Below are 17,966 nucleotides of genomic sequence, written 5' to 3' on the forward strand. Positions count from 1 at the left end.
AAGAATGAAACATGCCGTACAGACCTTGTCCAGTGCTTCCTGGGCCGAGCCGACCATCAGCACGCAATGGCCATTTGCGCTGCCGAGCGCCCAGGCTCAGGCCATCTGCGCCGCAAATACTTCGCGAAACCGCTGCATCTCCTGCTGACTGCCCACCGTCACCCGTACCCATTGCGGCCAGTCTTTCCAGACCCGCCCGATCAACACATTGTGTGCTGCGAGCTTTTCGATGACCTGCTGGGCCGGTTGCTTCACGTCGATCATGAAGCAGTTGCTGTGCGACGCGGTGCAGGCAAACCCCCGCGCCTTCAGCCACGCCACGGTCTCATCCCGCAACTGCGCGTTGAGCGCCTTGCGATGGGGCAGCAGCTTGACGTCTTCCAGGCTCGCCCGGGCGCCGAGCAAGGTGGAGGCGGCTGGCACGTTGTCGCCGCCAAACACCGCCAGCCGTGCCAGCAGCGCGGGGTGGCCAATCGCCAAGCCCAGGCGCGCGCCGGCCATGCCGTAGATTTTCGAGAAGGTGCGCAGCACCAGCAAATCGTCGTGGTCCTTGACCCAGCTCACGCAGCTCGGGGCATCAGAGAAGTCGATGTACGCCTCGTCCACCACCAGCACGCTGCCTTTGGGCTTGTTCGCCAGCGCCTGGCGGATCGCCTCGGTTGGCGTCAGGGTGCCGGTAGGGTTGTTGGGATTGCACAGGTACAGCATGCCCGCCTGCGGATCGGCAGCAAGCATGGCCGGCACGTCGTGCGCATGCTCGGCATTGAGGCTCACTTCGCGCACCGGCGCCTTCCACGACTCAGCGGCCTGGCGCGGTACTTCGTAGGACGGTGTGGCCATCACCAGCCCGCGTGTTTGGCTGGTAAACGCCAGCACGGCATAGCGCAGCGCGGCCATGGAGCCGGCAAACACGGCGACCTGTTCTTCGGCGATGCCCTGCTGCTGGGCAAACAGCCCAGCCAAGGCGTACATGTGGTCATAGGGATACCGCCCGGAGATGGCCACCCCACGCTGCATCGCCTCACGGGCAGCGCCTGAGGGGCCGTAGGGGCTTTCGTTGTAATTGAGCCGCACCTTGTCAGCGGGTGCCGGCGGCGGGCTGGCCACCGCCCAATCCAGGCGCCCCAGCACCGGCAAGGCCGCGCCAAAGGCGAGAAGTGACCGACGACTTACGCTGACCATGGAACTACTCCTTGTAGTCGTGTGTTGGATTCGCACAGCACGTACAGAGGAGTATGACGAGGCAGGTATGGGCTGATTTAGTTCAGCTGCAACTTCTGCTTGAGGCTGTGCATCACAGCGGCCTTGTTTTGCAGGTAGTCATTCAGGCCGCGAGCCCGCAAGTTGCATGCATCACAGTTACCGCAACCGCTGCCGAGGATGCCGTTGTAGCAGGTCAGGGTCTGGTGCTGAACCAGGTCCAACTGATTATGGTAATCCGCCAGGGCCCAGGTTTCGGCCTTGTTCAGCCACATCAGCGGGGTGTCCAGGCGCAGCGTGTACTCCATGCCCAGTTCAAGCGCCTTGTTCAGCGCTTTGACGAACTCATCGCGGCAATCGGGATAGCCTGAGAAGTCGGTTTCGCACACCCCGGTAATGACGGTCTGCGCCTTTACCTGATAGGCGTAGATCGACGCCAGGGTCAGAAACAGAATATTGCGACCCGGCACAAAAGTGCTGGGCAGGCTGTCGCCTGAACTGTTCACGGTCGGCACCGGGATGTTGTCGCGGGTCAGGCTGCTGATGGCCAACTCGTTGAGCAGGGACACGTCCATGACTTTATGAACGGTAGCGCCCAACTGCTTGGCGAGCTTCTGGGCGACCTCGATTTCTGCCACATGGCGCTGGCCATAGTCGAAGGTAATGCAGTGAACTTCGTCATACAGCGGCAGTGCCTGGATCAGACAGGTCGTCGAGTCCTGCCCGCCACTGAATACGATAACGGCTTTTTTACTCATCGGTTTGCTTCCTGCATTTGTAAAATTCGGGAATAGTTTAAAGGCCACTCCATAAAAAACCCCGCACTTCTTGCGAAGGCGGGGCTTTTTAATGCTCGATGACTCAGTGTGCGTAGGTCAGCAACAGCTCTTTCGGTACCTGGAAATCCAGGGACATCATCACGCTGAGCGCGGTGATGGTGAAGATCGAGAACACGAACAGCTTGCGCGCCCAGACGGTGTCATCCACCGCCTTGTAGCCGGTCCAGGCCATGTACAACCAGTACATGCCCATGGCGGCAGCGACGGCGAGGTAGCTCATGCCGGCATAGCCACTGAAGGTCAACATCAAGGTCGCCACGAGGAAGGCCAGGATGTAGAGCAGGATGTGTTTCTTGGCCACCTGAATGCCACGCTTGACCGGCAGAACCGGAATCGACGCAGCCAGGTAGTCATTGAAGCGGAAAATCGCGATGGCATAAGAGTGCGGCATCTGCCACAGGCTGAACATCACCAGCAGCACCAGCGCGGCCATGTCGAAGCTATTGGTCACAGCCACATAACCAATCACCGGCGGCATCGCCCCCGACAGACTGCCCACCAGCGTGCCGTGAACCGACTTGCGCTTGAGGTACAGGCTGTAAAGGCCGACGTAGATGACAAAGCCGATCACGGCAAACAGCGCCGCCAACGGGTTGGCCACCTTGTACAACAACACGACGCCGGCAACACCCAGGACGGTCGCGAACAGCAGTGCCAGTTTCAGGGAGATAAGGCCCTGGACCAGCACGCGGTTCTTGGTGCGTTCCATCTTGATATCGATGTCGCGGTCAATGCAGTTGTTGAATACACAACCGGAAGCTACCACCAGGGAGGTGCCGATCATTGCAGCCAGGAAGATGGCCAGATCGACATGTCCCTTGGAGGCCAGGAAGAAACCGCCTGCCACAGAAAGCACGTTACCGAAAATGATCCCCGGTTTGGTGATTTGGATAAAGTGCTTAAGCGACATCGGGTCTTACCTCACTTCGCCATCATGAACGTGTGGATGCTGAACATGATCCATATCGACAGACCAACCAGCAGCAGGATCACAAGGCCTGCGAACACAAATGCAATCACGTTATCGCGCTGCTCTTTGGAACGATCCAGGTGCAGGAAGTACACCAGGTGAACCAGAACCTGAATCACCGCGAAGGCCAGAACGATCATCAACGTGATGGACTTCGGCAGGGTCGGGTACATCACCAGACCAAACGGGATGAGCGTCAGGATTACCGACAGGATGAAGCCGATGGCGTACGACTTAACGCTGCCGTGGCTCGCATCATGGCTGTCATGGTCATGGGAGTGTGCATTAGCCATTACAGGGTCCCCATCAGGTAAACAACGGTGAAGACGCAGATCCAGACCACGTCCAGGAAGTGCCAGAACAGGCTCAGGCAGCTCAGGCGAGTCTTGTTGGTGTTGGTCAGGCCGTGTTTATTGACCTGATACATCATCACCGCCATCCACAGCAGGCCGGCAGATACGTGCAGACCGTGGGTGCCTACCAGCGTGAAGAACGCGGACAGGAAGCCGGAACGGTGCGGGCCGTAGCCTTCGGAGATCAGCAGGTGGAACTCGTTGATCTCCATGCCGATGAAGCCCAGGCCGAACAGGAAGGTCAGTGCCAACCAGCTCAGTACGCCTTTCTTGCTGCCCTTGTAGAAGGCCAGCATGGCGAAGCCGTAGGTGATCGAACTGAACAACAGCAAGGCGGTTTCGCCGAGCACGTAAGGCAGTTCGAAGATGTCGTGGCCCGACGGGCCACCCGCTACGTTGTTTACCAGTACCGCGTACACCGCGAAGATCGACGCAAACAAGATGCAGTCGGTCATCAGGTAGAGCCAGAAACCGAATACGGTCATTGGCCCCGAGTCGTGGTGATGGTCATCGTGCCCATGGTCATCGACATGGGCGTGTCCAGCATTGGTCACTAAGTTCGACATGGTTTAAGCCTGTTCCAACGAGGTTTCTACACGGTTGGCCGGGATTTTCTTCTCGGCTACCAGGCGAGCGTGTTGCTCGGCTTCGATGCGCTCGATCGTTTCGACCGGCACCATGTAGCCTTGATCATCACGGGCAGCGTGAATGATGAAGTAACCGATGGTGCCTGCCAGGCCCACGATTGCCAGCCACCAGATGTGCCAGATCATCGCGAAACCGAACACGGTCAACAGCGCGCCCATCACCACGCCAGTGGCGGTGTTGTTCGGCATGTGGATCGGCTCGTAATGCTTGGGTTGCTGGTACGCAGTACCGTCTTCCTTCGCTTCGGTGAACGCATCGATCGTGTTCGCAGTAGGAATCACAGCGAAGTTGTAGAACGGAGGTGGCGACGAGGTCGACCATTCCAGGGTGTGGCCATTCCATGGGTCGCCGGATTCGCAAGCATTCTGCTTACGGTCACGGATACTCACGTACAGCTGGATCAGCTGGCAGGCGATACCGGCAGCGATCATCAACGCACCGAACATGGCGACGTACAGGTACGGCACCCACTCAGGGTTGGTAGTGGCGTTCAGACGACGGGTCATGCCCATGAAGCCCAGTGCATAGAGCGGCATGAACGCGACGAAGAAGCCCGAGATCCAGAACCAGAATGCAGCTTTGCCCCAGCCTTCGTGCAGCTTGAAGCCGAACGCTTTCGGGAAGTAGAAGCTGAAACCAGCGATGTAACCGAATACAGCACCACCGATGATCACGTTGTGGAAGTGAGCGATCACGAACAGGCTGTTGTGCAGTACGAAGTCAGCACCCGGGATGGCCAGCAGTACGCCGGTCATGCCGCCGATTGCGAAGGTCACCATGAAGCCCAGGGTCCACAGAACCTGGCTGGTGATACGCAGACGACCGTGGTAGATGGTGAATAGCCAGTTGAATAGCTTCACCCCCGTCGGGATGGAAATCAGCATCGTCGCCAGGCCGAAGAAGGCGTTGACGCTGGCCCCCGAGCCCATGGTGAAGAAGTGGTGCAGCCACACCATGAAGCCCAGTACAGAGATCGCGCCCGATGCGTAAACCATCGAGTGGTGACCGAACAGGCGCTTGCCGGTAAAGGTCGAGATCACTTCAGAGAAGATACCGAACGCTGGCAGGATCAGGATGTACACCTCAGGGTGACCCCATGCCCAGAACAGGTTCACGTACATCATCGGATTGCCACCAAGTTCATTGGTGAAAATGTGGAAATCCAGGTAACGGTCAAGCGACAGCAGCGCCATGGTAGCGGCCAGGATCGGGAACGAAGCCACGATCAGGACGTTGGCCCAGGTGCAGGTCCAGGTGAAGATCGGCATGTCCATCAGTTTCATGCCAGGGGCGCGCATTTTCAGGACGGTGGCCAGGAAGTTGACCCCCGTCAGTGTCGTCCCGAGTCCTGATAACTGTAGCGCCCAGATGTAGTAGTCCACACCCACGCCCGGACTGTACTGAATGCCCGACAGCGGCGGATACGCAACCCAACCGGTCTTGGCGAACTCGCCGACGCCCAGGGACAGGTTGATCAGTACCACGCCGGAAACCAGCAGCCAGAAGCTCAAGGAGTTCAGGAACGGATAGGCAACGTCACGCGCACCGATCTGCAGCGGCAAGGCAAGGTTCATCAAGCCGGTGAAGAATGGCATCGCCATGAAGATGATCATGATCACACCGTGAGCGGTGAAGATCTGGTCATAGTGTTCAGGCGGCAGGTAGCCAGGCGAACCCTCGGTGGCCATGGCCAACTGGGTACGCATCATGATGGCGTCGGCAAAACCACGCAGCAGCATGACCATGGCAACGATGACGTACATGACACCGATTTTTTTGTGGTCGACAGAGGTCAACCACTCGGTCCACAGGTAGGTCCACTTCTTGAAATACGTGATTGCAGCAAACAGTGCCAGACCACCCAGCGCGATCATGGCGATGGTCACCATCACGATCGGCTCGTGGAACGGGACCGCATCCCAACTTAATTTACCAAACATCGTTTACTCCTCTGCCCCAGCAGTTGAATGCGAGCCCGTGTCAGAACCTTCAACCGCGGCCACTTCTTTCTTCTCGTGCTTGACCGGCTTGCCTGGTTTCATACCTTCGTACTTGTCGACGATTTTCTGAAACAGGTCCGGCGTGTACGCGGAGTACAGAGTGGCTGGGTTGTTCTGGCTTGGTTTGGCAAGAGCATCGTATTCAGCTTGATCAAGCTGTTTAGGTGCGGCCTTGACTTTGGCTACCCAGGCGTCGAAATCTTCCTGGCTCGTCGAGATCGCTTTGAATTTCATGCCGGTGAAGCCAGCGCCGCTATAGTTGGCGGAGATGCCTTCCATTTCAGCTTTCTGGTTGGCGATCAGGTGCAGCTTGGTCTGCATGCCTGCCATCGCGTAGATCTGGCCGCCCAGAGCAGGGATGAAGAACGAGTTCATCACAGCGTCGGAGGTGATCTTGAAGTTCAGCGGAGTGTGCTCCGGGAACTGGATTTCGTTAACAGTGGCGATACCCAGGTCCGGGTAGATGAACAGCCACTTCCAGTCCAGCGCGACAACTTCGATGTTGATCGGCTTGACGTCGGATTCCAGCGGACGGTACGGGTCCAGTGCGTGGGTGGACTTGTAGGTCACATAACCCAGGGCAATGATGATGAGGATCGGCACCAGCCACACTGCGATTTCGATCTTGGTGGAGTGCGACCACTTCGGCGCGTAGGTAGCGCTGGTGTTCGACGCGCGGTATTTCCAGGCGAAGGCGAAGGTCATGATGATCACGGGGACCACGACCAGCAGCATCAGCAGGGTGGCGGTGATGATCAGGTTTCGTTCATCCAGACCGACCTGTCCTTTTGGGTCGAGCAAGGTCCACTTGCAGCCTCCCAGCATTAACAACATGCCAAGCAGCGGCAAAAAGCCTAGTAATCGGGGGTACCTGTTTTTACTCATCTCACGACCTCTAAAGCAGCTTGCGCAATGCAGTTGGGTTTTGATCGCCAACACTTCACCCTGCCAAGGGTTGGCATTTCTCTTCGATTGAATAAGAGCCTGCCCGGCACGCCATACATGGACGTTTCACGGACCTGCGGTGAGTTCTTATTCGATTTCGTGGCTAAAGGCCTTGTTACAGACCAATTCCATTTGGTGCGGATAGTTGAAAGGCTGCCGGAACCTGGGGTCGCACAGAGCCATCCATCTGCCCCTCGACCGCTCCAATGCTCAAATATTGAACAGCACCGGACATTCAGTGCGGGCGATTGTAGTTAGCTAGCGATGTATAAACCATGTCTTATAAAGAAATAATTTTTATCGATTCCAGCAACAATCCTTCACCAATCTTGCAAAGGTTCGGGATCTTATCGTGTTCGATTCTCAACAAAAACCACAAAAATTGCCGTGTTATTGTGTGAGGGCGCCCTTCCCTTACACCTTGTAAGGGCATGCAAAACGTATCCAAGTCCCCATAAAACAAGGCATTCGGACATCACCGAATGATGCGAACGGTGCGACGTTCGCGGCACCGCTCAATCGACGAACTGACAGCACATCTTGGCCTTTTTATGCAAATTTATGGGCCGGCGCGGTGCGTCAGAAACGTCCTGCGAAAGCGTCCGTGTGACAACATGTCGCACGCTGTGCGCACCTCAAGTTGCCCTTCGTCACGTCCCTTTCACAAAACCCTACATACAAAAACGCCCCGTCCTTCGATTAAGCAAGAACAGGGCGTTTCAGTGGGCCGGGTCAGGCCGTGCGTTGGCGATTGCGATAGATGCCCAGCGGAACCAGGATCACCGTCAGCACAAACGCTACCAGCGCCCACTGTGCCAGGGACAGGCCAAGGATCGGCGGGTATGGCGTGCTGCAAAAGCCATCAACCTGGAAGCCCAGGGGAAAGACTTTGGCCAGCGGCAAGTCATCGACAATCGGCTGCAGGACATCGATGCCACAGCTGACCGCAGGGAAAAACTGCGTGTACACGTGATGGCCGGCCGCAGCCACGCCGCCCAAGGCGCTGAGGACCACCAGCCCTTCAAAGAAGGTGACCGCGCCTTTGCGGCGCATGGCGGCACCGAGGAACGCGAACACCGCGATCAACAGCAAGGCGTAGCGCTGCAGGATGCACAGCGGGCATGGCGCCTCGCCCAGTACCACCTGCATGTACAACGCACCGCCAATCAGCGCCAGGCAGATGATGCCCAGCAACACCAGAAAGCGCCGCTCCCTGCCTAAACGCAATTCGTCACTCATCCCCGTTTCCCTTTGCCTGATTATGGTTGTGCCTGATGGCCGCAAGTTTACACACAGGGGATGGTTAAAACAGAGAGGGGTTAACGGCGGATTAATCGGGAGGAATGTTGCGGCCGTGCGGACGCCATCGCGGGCAAGCCCGGCTCCCACAGTGGATTGCCTTTCCATGTGGGAGCCGGGCTTGCCCGCGATGGTGCCGCTTCGGTGCGCCGGTTAAACCTTATTCCAGGGCCGCGGCCGGGCCGAAGAATTCATAGCGCGCCTGGTTCTCCGGCACACCGAGGGCTTTGAGGTGGCGCTTGATCGCTGCCATGAAGCCTTTAGGGCCGAGAAAGTAGGCGTCGAGGTCACGCTGCTCGGGCAACCACGCCGCCAGTTGCGCCTGGCTCAGCATCCCGACTTTGTCGGCCGCCGGGCTCACGCCATCGTCTTCTGCGTAGCAATAGAAGCGCTTGAGTTGCGGGTGCCTGGCCGCCAGGGCGTCGACCCAGTTACGGAAGGCATGCACGCCGCCGTTACGCGCGCAGTGGATAAAGTGCACCGGGCGCTCGGTGGCCAGGGCTGCTTCGAGCATCGGCAGCGTCGGTGTGATGCCCACCCCGCCGCTGATCAGCACCAGCGGTTTGTCGCTGGCGACCAGGGTGAATTCTCCCGATGGCGGGAACAGGTCGAGGGTCGCGCCGACGTGCATCTGGTCATGCAGGTAGTTGGAGACCCGCCCACCGGCCTCGCGCTTGACGCTGATGCGGTACAGCCCCGCATCGCTCAGGGCCGACAAGGAATAATTGCGGCGCACTTCTTCGCCATCGATCATCAGCTTCATGCCGATGTACTGGCCCGGCGCGGCCGCCAGGATCGGGCCGTTATCCACCGGGGCAAAATAGAACGAAATGATCTCGTTGCTCTCCTCCACGCGCTTGACCAACTGGAACGACCGCGCACCGCGCCAGCCGCCCGGGGCCTGGGCCTTTTCGTCGTAGATGGCGGCTTCGGCGCCAATCAGGATATCGGCCAGTTGGCCGTAGGCGGCGCCCCAGGCGCTCAGCACCTCGGGCGTGGCAATCTCGCTGCCCAGCACCTCGGAAATGGCCCGCAGCAGGCACGTCCCCACAATCGGGTAGTGCTCCGGCAGGATTTGCAGGGCCACATGCTTGTTGATGATCTTCGCGACCAGATCGCCCAGTTGGTCCAACTGGTCGATATGCCGCGCGTACATCAGCACGCCATTGGCCAAGGCGCGGGGCTGGTCGCCATTTACCTGATTGGCCTGGTTGAACAGCGGGCGAACGTCCGGGTACTCGCTGAGCATCAGGCGGTAGAAGTGCGTGATCAGCGCTTCGCCGCCGCTTTCCAGCAGGGGCACAGTGGATTTGACGATGGCACGGTCTTGGGTACTAAGCATGGCAGACTCCTGGGTCTTTTTACTGATTGCCCTTAGGTACTCAGTATTCGTGCCAATTTATAAACCGTTATTTTTCAATGAGTTAAATATAATGTAGTCAATATGACTTCCTACGTTTTATAGTCATAAGGACTACAAGGAGTCATTATGACTGCACAATCGCTGCTCACCACCCTGCTGCCTCTGGTTGCCGACTTGTCGCGCGACCTGCCTGAAGGCGAGCGCTACCGACGCCTGTTACAGGCCATGCGCGCGCTGCTGCCGTGCGATGCCGCCGCGCTGTTGCGCCTGGACGGTGAATGGCTGGTGCCGTTGGCGGTGGACGGTTTGAGCGCCGACACCCTCGGCCGACGCTTCAAGGTCAGCGAGCACCCACGCTTTGCGGTGCTGCTGAGCAGCCCCGGCCCTACCCGCTTTGACGCCGACAGCGAACTGCCGGACCCCTACGATGGTTTGGTCGATGGCCTGCACGGCCACCTGCAAGTGCACGACTGCATGGGTTGCCCGCTGTTTATCGACGACAAACCCTGGGGCCTGCTGACCCTTGATGCGCTGGACACCGAGCGCTTCGAGCGTGTCGAACTCGACGCCCTGCAAGCCTTCGCCAGCCTGGCAGCGGCCACCGTCAACGTCGCCGAACGTATCGAGCGCTTGGCCTTGCGCGCCGACGATGAGCATCAGCGCGCCGAGATCTACCGCCAAGCCAGCGGCCAGCAGCACAAGGAAATGATTGGCCAGAGCAAGGCCCACAAGCACCTGGTCGAGGAAATCAAGCTGGTGGGCGGCAGCGACCTGACCGTGTTGATTACCGGCGAAACCGGCGTCGGCAAGGAACTGGTCGCCCAGGCTCTCCACGCCGCGTCGCCGCGTGCAGACAAACCGCTGATCAGCCTCAACTGCGCCGCACTCCCGGAAACCCTGGTGGAAAGCGAGCTGTTCGGCCATGTGCGCGGCGCCTTTACCGGCGCGCTGAACGAGCGCCGCGGCAAATTCGAATTGGCCAATGGCGGCACGCTGTTTCTGGATGAAGTGGGCGAGTTGTCGCTGACCGTGCAGGCCAAGCTGTTGCGCGTGCTGCAAAGCGGCCAACTGCAGCGCCTGGGCTCGGACAAGGAGCATCAAGTGGACGTGCGCCTGATCGCCGCCACCAACCGCGACCTGGCCGAAGAGGTGCGCAACGGCCGCTACCGTGCCGACTTTTATCACCGCCTGAGCGTGTACCCGCTGCAAGTACCGGCGCTGCGTGAACGCGGCCGTGACGTGTTATTGCTGGCGGGCTTTTTCCTTGAGCAGAACCGTTCACGCATGGGCCTGGGCAGCCTGCGCCTGACCAGCGACGCGCAGGCGGCGCTGCTGGCTTATAACTGGCCGGGCAATGTGCGGGAGCTGGAACATTTGATCGGACGCAGCGCGCTAAAAGCCCTGGGAAACTGTCGCGAACGTCCGAAGATCCTGAGCCTGAGTGCCCAAGACCTGGACCTGCCCGACGTCAGCGCGCCGCCAGCAATCGAAGCTCCGGCCGATGTGGCCCCTGTTGTCACCGGCGACCTGCGCCAGGCCACCGAGCACTACCAGCGCCAAGTCATCAGCGCCTGCCTGGAGCGCCACCAGCACAACTGGGCCAGCGCCGCCCGCGAACTGGGCCTCGACCGCGCCAACCTCGGCCGCATGGCCAAACGTCTGGGTCTCAAATAGAACGATCACTCAGCCTGAATGTAGGAACAACTCGCTCCAATGTGGGAGCTGGCTTGCCTGCGATAGCGGTGTACCTGCCGGCTCATCCACTTACCGCCATCGCCGGCAAGCCAGCGCCCACATCAGATTTGCTTTGCCTTGAGCATCGGGTTCACAGGCTGGCTCGGTTTAACCTTACGAAACACCAACACATTCCCCAGCATCACCAGCACCAGCCCCATCAACGCCGGTGCCGTCCATTGATACCCCTCGGCAAACGCCGACACATTCAGCGCCACCACCGGAAACAGCACTGTGCAATACGCCGCCCGCTCCGGGCCCATTCGGCCCACCAACGTGAGGTAGGCGGTAAAACCAATCACCGACCCCGGAATCACCAGATACCACAGCGCCCCGACGTAACGCGCACTCCAATCCATGTCGAACGGTATCCCGCGCACCGCGCAATAGGTCGCCAGCATCACCGAACCGTAGGCCATGCCCCAGGCATTGGTGGTCAACGGCTTGAGCCCGGCCTTCTGCTGCAGGCTCGACAGCAAGTTGCCGGCCGAAAAACACATCGTCCCCAACAGCGCCAAGCCCAAGCCCAGCAACGTCTGCGGGCTGGCGGTGTGCCCGACCAGCTCTGGCCAGAACAGAAAACCCAGGCCGATCAATCCAAGCGCGCCGCCCATCAACACGTTGCGCGCCACTCGCTGACCGAAAAACAGCCGCGCATTGAGGGCATTCCACAGCGTGGCCGTGGAAAACACCACCGCGACCAGGCCGCTGGGAATCCATTGGCTGGCCGTCAGAAAGCACATGAAGTTGACGCAAAACAGGCACACGCCCTGGGCGAGGCAAATCAAGTGCCCGCGCCGGTTCATCACCTGCAACTTGCGGCTGAGCAGCAACAGCGCAAACAGCACCAGCGCGGCCAGGCCAAAGCGATAGACGATCGACACGGGAATCGCCACGACGCCCAATTGCCACTTGAGGGCGATCCAGGTGGTGCCCCAGATCAGCACGGTGAGTAAGTACAGGAAAAGGTTCATAGCGGGCTCCGTCGATTGAGCCACAGTGTTGCCCGCAGACCGGCTCGCGCTCTTGCACATTCTTGCGCTTTTGTCGGGCGGCGGGATCACAGCGCCCGCGCTGCGGAGTAGGATGCAAGGCGTCGGAGAGAACAACCATGCCAGAGCTGGAATCCCTGCAAGTCTTTCAAGCCCTAAACCGCTCGCCCAATGCACGCCTCGAAGCCTGCGCCGAGCTCGGTGACGGCTTGTCTGCGGCGTTGTGGAGCAACCATCACGACGCTCAGGACTACCAGGCGCCCACCCACCACACCTTGTCCTGCTACATCGGCGGCGGCACCGGCACCTTTCGCCGTGATCAGCCCGGCACCAAAGGTGGCCCCGACAAACTCTGTATCCTGCCGGCCGAGCATCAGTCAGCCTGGGTGATCAATGGTGAAATTCGCCTGGCCCATGTGTACTTCAGCCCGGAACAATTTGCCCTCGGCTGCGTCACCCTGCTGGACCGCGAACCGCGTGAATTGCAATTGCGCGAAAGCACCTTTCTGGAAGACGCCAGCCAGGCCCGGCGTTTTCACCAGTTGATCGCCCTCAACTGGCACGAGCCCGCCGAGCGTCTGCTGACCAGCAGCCTGGCCCATGAAATGCTCAGCCACACCTTGCTCAGCCAGGTTGGCGCGCGCGACGGTCTGCGTTTGAAAGGCGGATTGGCCGCGCATCAGCGCCGGCTGTTGGTGGATTACATCGACCATCACCTCGAAGACCCGATCAGCCTGGGGCAATTGGCCGGGATGTGCGCGCTGTCCGAATACCATTTCGCGCGGATGTTCCGCCAAAGCTTCGGCCTGCCGCCCCATCAATACCTGTTGGCGCGACGCTTGGCCCGCGCGCAAAGCCTGCTGCGTGCCGGGACGCTACCCCTGAGCGACATCGCCTGGATGTGCGGCTTCTCCAGCGCCAGCCACTTCACCCATCGCTTTCGCCAAGCCATGGACGCCACCCCCAGCGAATACCGCCAAGCCTTCCACGCCTAAACACAACCCCACCAGCCGCCCCACTCCCGTGGCGAGCGGGCTTGCCCCGCGTTGGGCTGCGCAGCAGCCCTAAAAACAACCGCCACGCTCCACCAGGAAAATCTCAATATCCTTACAGCGCCGCTGCGCAGCCCAACGCGGGACAAGCCCGCTCGCCACAAAAACATGAGACGCCACACCCAGCCAATACCGCCAAGCCCTCCACGCCTAAACACAACCCCTCCAGCACACCCACTCCCGTGGCGAGCGGGCTTGCCCCGCGTTGGGCTGCGCAGCAGCCCTAAAACCCACTCCCGTGGCGAGCGGGCTTGCCCCGCGTTGGGCTGCGCAGCAGCCCTAAAACAGCCACCGCCCTCCACCAGGAAAATCTCAATGTCCTTACAGGGCCGCTGCGCAGCCCAACGCGGGACAAGCCCGCTCGCCACAAAAACATGAGGCGCCACACCCAGCGAATACCGCCAAGCCTTCCACGCCTAAACACAGCCCCACCAGCCGCCCCACTCCCGTGGCGAGCGGGCTCGCCACGAAAGCATGAGACGTCATTCAAACGCTATGTAGACCCCGCTGCCTACGCCATCAAACCCAATGTCTTGGCTTTCGCCACCGCCTGGGTGCGCCGCTCGACGCCGAGCTTGCTGTGGATGCGCCGCGCGTGAGTCTTGACGGTGTGCAACGAGATAAACAGCCGGTCGGCGATTTCCAGGTTGGAGTTGCCCAGGGCGATCAACTCCAGCACTTGCAGCTCGCGCTGGCTCAGGGGGTTTTCCGCCACGCCGCTGGGCGCCGCCTGCGCCTCCAGGCCCAGTTCACTCAATAGCCCTGGCGAGCGCAACCGCAGTTCGCGAATCGCCTGCTGCACCTGGCAGCGCCCGGCCAGCGCCAGCCCTGCCTCCAGGGCCCGACGAGCCAACAGCGGATCGCTGAGCTGCCAGGCCACCTCGCCCAGCACCAGTTGCAACTCGGTCTCCAGGCACAGCATGCCGCGCTGCCGAGTGGTGTCGAGCAAATCATTGAGCCGTGCAATCGGCTGCTCGGCACAGCCCAGCTTCACTTCGGCCAGCACCAGCAAGTACTCCAGGCGCGGGATCAGTTCCAGCGTGGCCGGCGGCGCCTGCTTGGCACCGGGCCCGCGAAAGTGGCGCAGCACCCGGCGCACCGCTTCCAGCGTCAATTCGGCGCGGCCCTGCTGCAACCAGAAATGCCCGCTGACCAACAGCAGCACCGCGCGATACACCGTGTCCGGTACCTGGCGTTGCTGCATCAAGCGCTCGGCCTCACGCAACTGGATGAACGCCTGGGCGTAATCGCCTCGGTTCGCTGCCAGCAGCGCCAGGCCGAGAAACCCGTACAGCACGCGTTTGTCCTGGCTGTGCAGGCACATTTCCAACCCGGCCTCAAAGCACTCGGTGGCCAGCGCATCCTGCCCTTGACGCAACGCAAGATGCCCGCGCCGCAAGGCAATCCGTCCCACCAGCGGGCCGGCCTTGAGCCGCTGCCCCATCAGCATCGCCTGCACCTGCTCCAACAGGCTTTGTGCCCGATAGGGCGCGCCGCGTTGTTCCAGCAGTTGCGCGTGATCCAGCTCCAGTAATGCCTCCAGCACCAACGAACCCTGTGCACGCGCCAGGCACAGGGCTTCGCGGTTCAAGGCCTGGCCCACGTCCAGTTCACCGCGCAGCAGGGCTTGCTGGGTCAGGCCCGAAAGGCACATCAGGCGCGAGGTCCAGGCGCTGTCGGGCAAGGCTTGCAGCGCTTCGAGAAAATGCTCGCGGGAGCGCTGGGCATCGCCGCTCAAGTGCAACAGCCAGCCCCATTGCGCCTGCCAGCGGGCCAACAGATAACGCTGTTGCGCCGCCGTCGGTTGCGGGGCGAACCGCGCCAATTGATCGATACACAAGGCTGCCTGGTCGAAGCGTCCGGCAAACAGCAGCGCCGCCGTGACCAGCCCCACCAGTTGCGCCGAGCCGAGCATCAATTCATCGCCATGCTGCTCATGCAGACGCAACAGCAGCAAGGCGTTGTGCTGACGGAACAAGTCTTCAAAACTGAAATGCTGCAACAGGCTTACCGCCACTTCGTAGGCTTCGGCCAGCAGCGCCTGTTCAAAGGCGGCCTGCCAGTCCTGCTGCGCGGTGAACCATTGGCAGGCGCGCCGGTGCCAGGAGCGCTTGGCCGGCCAGGGCTCATCGCGGATCAGTTGCGCCAGTGGCGCAAAAATTTGCAGCCAATCGGTGGTGTCCTCCCACGGCTGGATAAACGCGCCCAGCGCTTGCAGGTCGCGCAGGTAGTGATCGCCGTCACCAAAGCCGAACAGGTGCTCACACAGGCCCGGGTTGAAGCGCGGCATATGCGCCAACACGCGCCAGGCCTCCGCCAGCTCGGCGGGCAAGGTGCCGAAGAGTTCGTGTTGCAGGTAGTCGAGCAAGGTTTTGTCCGGGTGCCCGTCACCGAGCAAGGCAATGCGCACGCCGGCGCACCAACCGCCGCTGAACTGCATCACGCTGTCGACGGTGTGCGTGGGCCCGAGCAATTGCTGGATTTCCGCCGGGTTGAACATCAACTCACTGCATTCCAGCAACTCATCGTCGAGCAGCAGACGCGGCCAGTTGCACAGCGGGCGCCGCCGGGCGCCCAGCCACCAAGTCAGCGCCGGGCTGGCGGCGCTCAGCAAACGGTCGAGCAAGGCGTCCAGTTCGGGGGCCGGCAGGCGGCAGAAATCGTCGAGAAATATCCACGCCGGGCTGTGCCAGCGGCTGAGGTCGAGCAATAAGGTGGCTTCGTCGACAAACGACAAACCGAGGTGTAGCGCCAACCGCGCGCAAAAATCATCGGGGCTGAGCACGGCGCCATTGAGCGCCAGCCAATACACCTGACACTCCGCCGGCGCCTGCAACGCACACTCGGCGAGCAACGCGCTCTTGCCACTGCCACCCGGCGCGCAGAGCAGCTTCACCCTGACCGGCGCCGCCAGCAAAGGCCCGGCCAGGCGCGGGCGCAACAGATGATGAGCGGACAGCCGTGGCATGAATCCAGGACGGTCCAGGCAGCGTGTCATGGCGGTCATTGCTGCATCCTGCTTTTTATTGTTATGCAACCTGGCGCCTACCCTAGTCCTGTGGTCGGCGGTTGTTGAAGAAGTATTCAGCGGGGTGATTGGTAGCCATGCACAAAACCCGGGATTCCACTCCACCATAAAGTGGAACCCGGTCAATGTGGGAGCTGGCTTGCCGGCTCCCACAGGGTGATCGCATTGCAATTGAAGATCAGCGCACGCCCTCAGACCTCAACGCTGCCGGGGTGTAATCGGCCGCCTTGGCCGCAAAGCCGAACACAAAGCTGCTCTTCTCCTCGTTTTTCATCCCCAGCGCGATGTAGCGCCCGGCGATGATGTCGTACAGCGTTTCCACGGTGTAGGCCGGCACCTGATGGTCGTAGTAGAACTGCGCGTGGCCCTCGGCTACCCGCCACAGTTGGCCACGGCCGTCGTAGTGATCAACCAGCGCGACCTGCCAGCTGTCTTCGTCGATGTACATGTGGCGTTTGGCGTAGATGTGCCGCTCGCTCGGCTTGACGGTGCCGATCACTTCCCACACGCGGTGCAGCTCATAACGGGTCAGGTCCTGGTTGATGTGCCCGGCCTTGATGATGTCGTCGTACTTGAGGGTCGGCGAATCGAGCTTGTAGCTGTTGTAGGGGATGTACACCTCTTTTTTGCCGACCAGCTTCCAGTCATAGCGATCCGGCGCGCCGGAGAACATGTCGAAGTTGTCGGTGGTGCGCAGGCCGTCGGAGGCGGTGCCCGGGCCGTCATAGGAGACTTGCGGCGCGCGGCGCACCCGGCGCTGGCCGGCGTTGTAGATCCAGGCCAGGCGCGGCTCTTTCACCTGATCAAGCGTCTCGTGCACCAGCAACACGTTGCCCGCCAGGCGTGCCGGGGCGGTGACCGATTGCTTGAAGAAGCTCAGCACGTTGGCCGCCTTGGCCGGGTCGATGTCCGGGATGGCTTGCGGCACTGCCACTTCTTCCTCGAAACGGATCGGCGTGTAGCTGCCGTTCGTTTGCGGGGTGGCCTGGGTGATGATGCGCTTGAGGTTGCCGCCGTGGTAACGGGTGATGTGGTTCCACAACACTTCCACGCCATTCTTCGGAATCGGGAACGCGTAATAGCGGTTGCCGGTGAAATTCTCCAGGCCATTGCCGTCGTTAATCGCATGCACGTTGAGCGCGCTGCGCTTGATCGACTCGTAGATCTCCGGTGGCAGGTTGACCGTGCGGTGGGTCGGGTACACCGGGATCTTGTAGGTTTCGGGGTAGCGCTTGAACATCGCCACCTGGCCGTCGGAAAGCTTGTCTTTGTACTTGTCGACCGTGGCGGCGGTGATCACGAACAGCGGTTTTTCATTGGCAAACGGGTCGGCCAGAAACCCCTTGCTGTCCACCGCGCCGGCATTTTTGGGGATGCCGCCGGTCCAGGCCGGGATCGAGCCGTCGGCGTTGCCGGCTTTTTCAGCGCCGACCGGCGTCAGGGTGGTGCCAAGCTTGGCGGCTTCTTCGGGCGACACCGCCGCCATGACGTGGGCGGCCAGCACACTCAGGGCCATCACTGCAAATATCTTACGCATAGGTTC

General features: G+C 60.7%; 15 protein-coding genes. 3 read left to right on the forward strand and 12 right to left on the reverse strand.

What is annotated here, in order from left to right:
* Window positions 1-96 precede the first annotated feature (96 nt).
* The 7 genes from FPT15_RS20940 to cyoA all read right to left on the reverse strand — a co-directional run bounded on the left by FPT15_RS20940 (window position 97) and on the right by cyoA (window position 6,895).
* On the reverse strand, window positions 97-1,182 hold the full coding sequence (locus FPT15_RS20940; RefSeq protein ID WP_145164265.1) for a pyridoxal phosphate-dependent aminotransferase: 1,086 nt from the start codon (window positions 1,180-1,182) through the stop codon (window positions 97-99).
* Between the two features lie 77 nt (window positions 1,183-1,259).
* On the reverse strand, window positions 1,260-1,958 hold the full coding sequence (queC, locus tag FPT15_RS20945) for a 7-cyano-7-deazaguanine synthase QueC (protein WP_145164267.1): 699 nt from the start codon (window positions 1,956-1,958) through the stop codon (window positions 1,260-1,262).
* Window positions 1,959-2,061: 103 nt separating this feature from the next.
* On the reverse strand, window positions 2,062-2,949 hold the full coding sequence (gene cyoE, locus FPT15_RS20950; protein ID WP_106578233.1) for a heme o synthase: 888 nt from the start codon (window positions 2,947-2,949) through the stop codon (window positions 2,062-2,064).
* 11 nt (window positions 2,950-2,960) lie between these two features.
* Complete coding sequence (gene cyoD / locus FPT15_RS20955) at window positions 2,961-3,302, reverse strand: cytochrome o ubiquinol oxidase subunit IV (protein WP_010206434.1); 342 nt, start codon at window positions 3,300-3,302, stop codon at window positions 2,961-2,963.
* Window positions 3,302-3,928 (reverse strand): cytochrome o ubiquinol oxidase subunit III, encoded by a 627-nt coding sequence (locus FPT15_RS20960; protein ID WP_056858318.1) that lies wholly within the window; start codon window positions 3,926-3,928, stop codon window positions 3,302-3,304. The genes cyoD and FPT15_RS20960 overlap by 1 nt, the downstream gene beginning before the upstream one ends.
* Window positions 3,929-3,931: 3 nt before the next feature.
* Window positions 3,932-5,950, reverse strand: a complete 2,019-nt coding sequence (gene cyoB, locus FPT15_RS20965; RefSeq protein ID WP_145164269.1) for a cytochrome o ubiquinol oxidase subunit I — start codon at window positions 5,948-5,950, stop codon at window positions 3,932-3,934.
* A gap of 3 nt (window positions 5,951-5,953) precedes the next feature.
* Window positions 5,954-6,895: a ubiquinol oxidase subunit II gene (gene cyoA / locus FPT15_RS20970; RefSeq protein WP_119736759.1), complete on the reverse strand. Its 942-nt coding sequence runs from the start codon at window positions 6,893-6,895 to the stop codon at window positions 5,954-5,956.
* A 27-nt stretch (window positions 6,896-6,922) separates the two neighbouring features.
* On the opposite strand from cyoA, the gene FPT15_RS30265 reads away from it, so the two are divergent.
* Window positions 6,923-7,213, forward strand: coding sequence for a hypothetical protein (locus tag FPT15_RS30265; protein WP_145164271.1), 291 nt, complete (start codon window positions 6,923-6,925; stop codon window positions 7,211-7,213).
* A gap of 474 nt (window positions 7,214-7,687) precedes the next feature.
* On the opposite strand, the gene FPT15_RS20980 is transcribed toward FPT15_RS30265, so the two are convergent.
* Both FPT15_RS20980 and hmpA read right to left on the reverse strand, forming a co-directional pair.
* Window positions 7,688-8,194: a disulfide bond formation protein B gene (locus FPT15_RS20980; RefSeq protein WP_145164273.1), complete on the reverse strand. Its 507-nt coding sequence runs from the start codon at window positions 8,192-8,194 to the stop codon at window positions 7,688-7,690.
* 220 nt (window positions 8,195-8,414) lie between these two features.
* On the reverse strand, window positions 8,415-9,596 hold the full coding sequence (gene hmpA / locus FPT15_RS20985) for an NO-inducible flavohemoprotein (protein WP_145164275.1): 1,182 nt from the start codon (window positions 9,594-9,596) through the stop codon (window positions 8,415-8,417).
* A 147-nt stretch (window positions 9,597-9,743) separates the two neighbouring features.
* On the opposite strand from hmpA, the gene norR reads away from it, so the two are divergent.
* Entirely contained in the window at window positions 9,744-11,291 is a 1,548-nt protein-coding gene (gene norR, locus FPT15_RS20990; protein ID WP_145164277.1) for a nitric oxide reductase transcriptional regulator NorR, read from the forward strand.
* 122 nt (window positions 11,292-11,413) lie between these two features.
* Here the strand turns inward: norR and FPT15_RS20995 are convergent, their stop codons facing one another.
* A complete protein-coding gene (locus tag FPT15_RS20995; protein WP_145164279.1) occupies window positions 11,414-12,325 on the reverse strand; it encodes a DMT family transporter in 912 nt (303 codons plus the stop codon).
* A gap of 137 nt (window positions 12,326-12,462) precedes the next feature.
* On the opposite strand from FPT15_RS20995, the gene FPT15_RS21000 reads away from it, so the two are divergent.
* A complete protein-coding gene (locus tag FPT15_RS21000; RefSeq protein ID WP_145164282.1) occupies window positions 12,463-13,338 on the forward strand; it encodes a helix-turn-helix domain-containing protein in 876 nt (291 codons plus the stop codon).
* A gap of 568 nt (window positions 13,339-13,906) precedes the next feature.
* On the opposite strand, the gene FPT15_RS21005 is transcribed toward FPT15_RS21000, so the two are convergent.
* Window positions 13,907-16,402 (reverse strand): LuxR C-terminal-related transcriptional regulator, encoded by a 2,496-nt coding sequence (locus FPT15_RS21005; protein ID WP_145164284.1) that lies wholly within the window; start codon window positions 16,400-16,402, stop codon window positions 13,907-13,909.
* 199 nt (window positions 16,403-16,601) lie between these two features.
* On the reverse strand, window positions 16,602-17,960 hold the full coding sequence (locus FPT15_RS21015; RefSeq protein WP_145164288.1) for a DUF1329 domain-containing protein: 1,359 nt from the start codon (window positions 17,958-17,960) through the stop codon (window positions 16,602-16,604).
* Between the last annotated feature and the right edge of the window lie 6 nt (window positions 17,961-17,966).

The sequence above is a fragment of the Pseudomonas sp. RGB genome, from assembly GCF_007713445.1.
In the GTDB taxonomy this organism is placed as follows: Bacteria; Pseudomonadota; Gammaproteobacteria; order Pseudomonadales; family Pseudomonadaceae; genus Aquipseudomonas.

Excerpts from the sequence above, each read along its gene's own strand:
- FPT15_RS21005 (WP_145164284.1), bottom strand. The coding sequence starts at position 16,402 with ATGACCGCCATGACACGCTGCCTGGACCGTCCTGGATTCATGCCACGG.
- norR (WP_145164277.1), top strand. The coding sequence starts at position 9,744 with ATGACTGCACAATCGCTGCTCACCACCCTGCTGCCTCTGGTTGCCGAC.
- cyoA (WP_119736759.1), bottom strand. The coding sequence starts at position 6,895 with ATGAGTAAAAACAGGTACCCCCGATTACTAGGCTTTTTGCCGCTGCTT.
- FPT15_RS21015 (WP_145164288.1), bottom strand. The coding sequence starts at position 17,960 with ATGCGTAAGATATTTGCAGTGATGGCCCTGAGTGTGCTGGCCGCCCAC.
- FPT15_RS20960 (WP_056858318.1), bottom strand. The coding sequence starts at position 3,928 with ATGTCGAACTTAGTGACCAATGCTGGACACGCCCATGTCGATGACCAT.
- FPT15_RS30265 (WP_145164271.1), top strand. The coding sequence starts at position 6,923 with ATGCAGTTGGGTTTTGATCGCCAACACTTCACCCTGCCAAGGGTTGGC.
- cyoB (WP_145164269.1), bottom strand. The coding sequence starts at position 5,950 with ATGTTTGGTAAATTAAGTTGGGATGCGGTCCCGTTCCACGAGCCGATC.
- FPT15_RS20940 (WP_145164265.1), bottom strand. The coding sequence starts at position 1,182 with ATGGTCAGCGTAAGTCGTCGGTCACTTCTCGCCTTTGGCGCGGCCTTG.
- cyoD (WP_010206434.1), bottom strand. The coding sequence starts at position 3,302 with ATGGCTAATGCACACTCCCATGACCATGACAGCCATGATGCGAGCCAC.
- cyoE (WP_106578233.1), bottom strand. The coding sequence starts at position 2,949 with ATGTCGCTTAAGCACTTTATCCAAATCACCAAACCGGGGATCATTTTC.
- FPT15_RS20980 (WP_145164273.1), bottom strand. The coding sequence starts at position 8,194 with ATGAGTGACGAATTGCGTTTAGGCAGGGAGCGGCGCTTTCTGGTGTTG.
- FPT15_RS21000 (WP_145164282.1), top strand. The coding sequence starts at position 12,463 with ATGCCAGAGCTGGAATCCCTGCAAGTCTTTCAAGCCCTAAACCGCTCG.
- queC (WP_145164267.1), bottom strand. The coding sequence starts at position 1,958 with ATGAGTAAAAAAGCCGTTATCGTATTCAGTGGCGGGCAGGACTCGACG.
- FPT15_RS20995 (WP_145164279.1), bottom strand. The coding sequence starts at position 12,325 with ATGAACCTTTTCCTGTACTTACTCACCGTGCTGATCTGGGGCACCACC.
- hmpA (WP_145164275.1), bottom strand. The coding sequence starts at position 9,596 with ATGCTTAGTACCCAAGACCGTGCCATCGTCAAATCCACTGTGCCCCTG.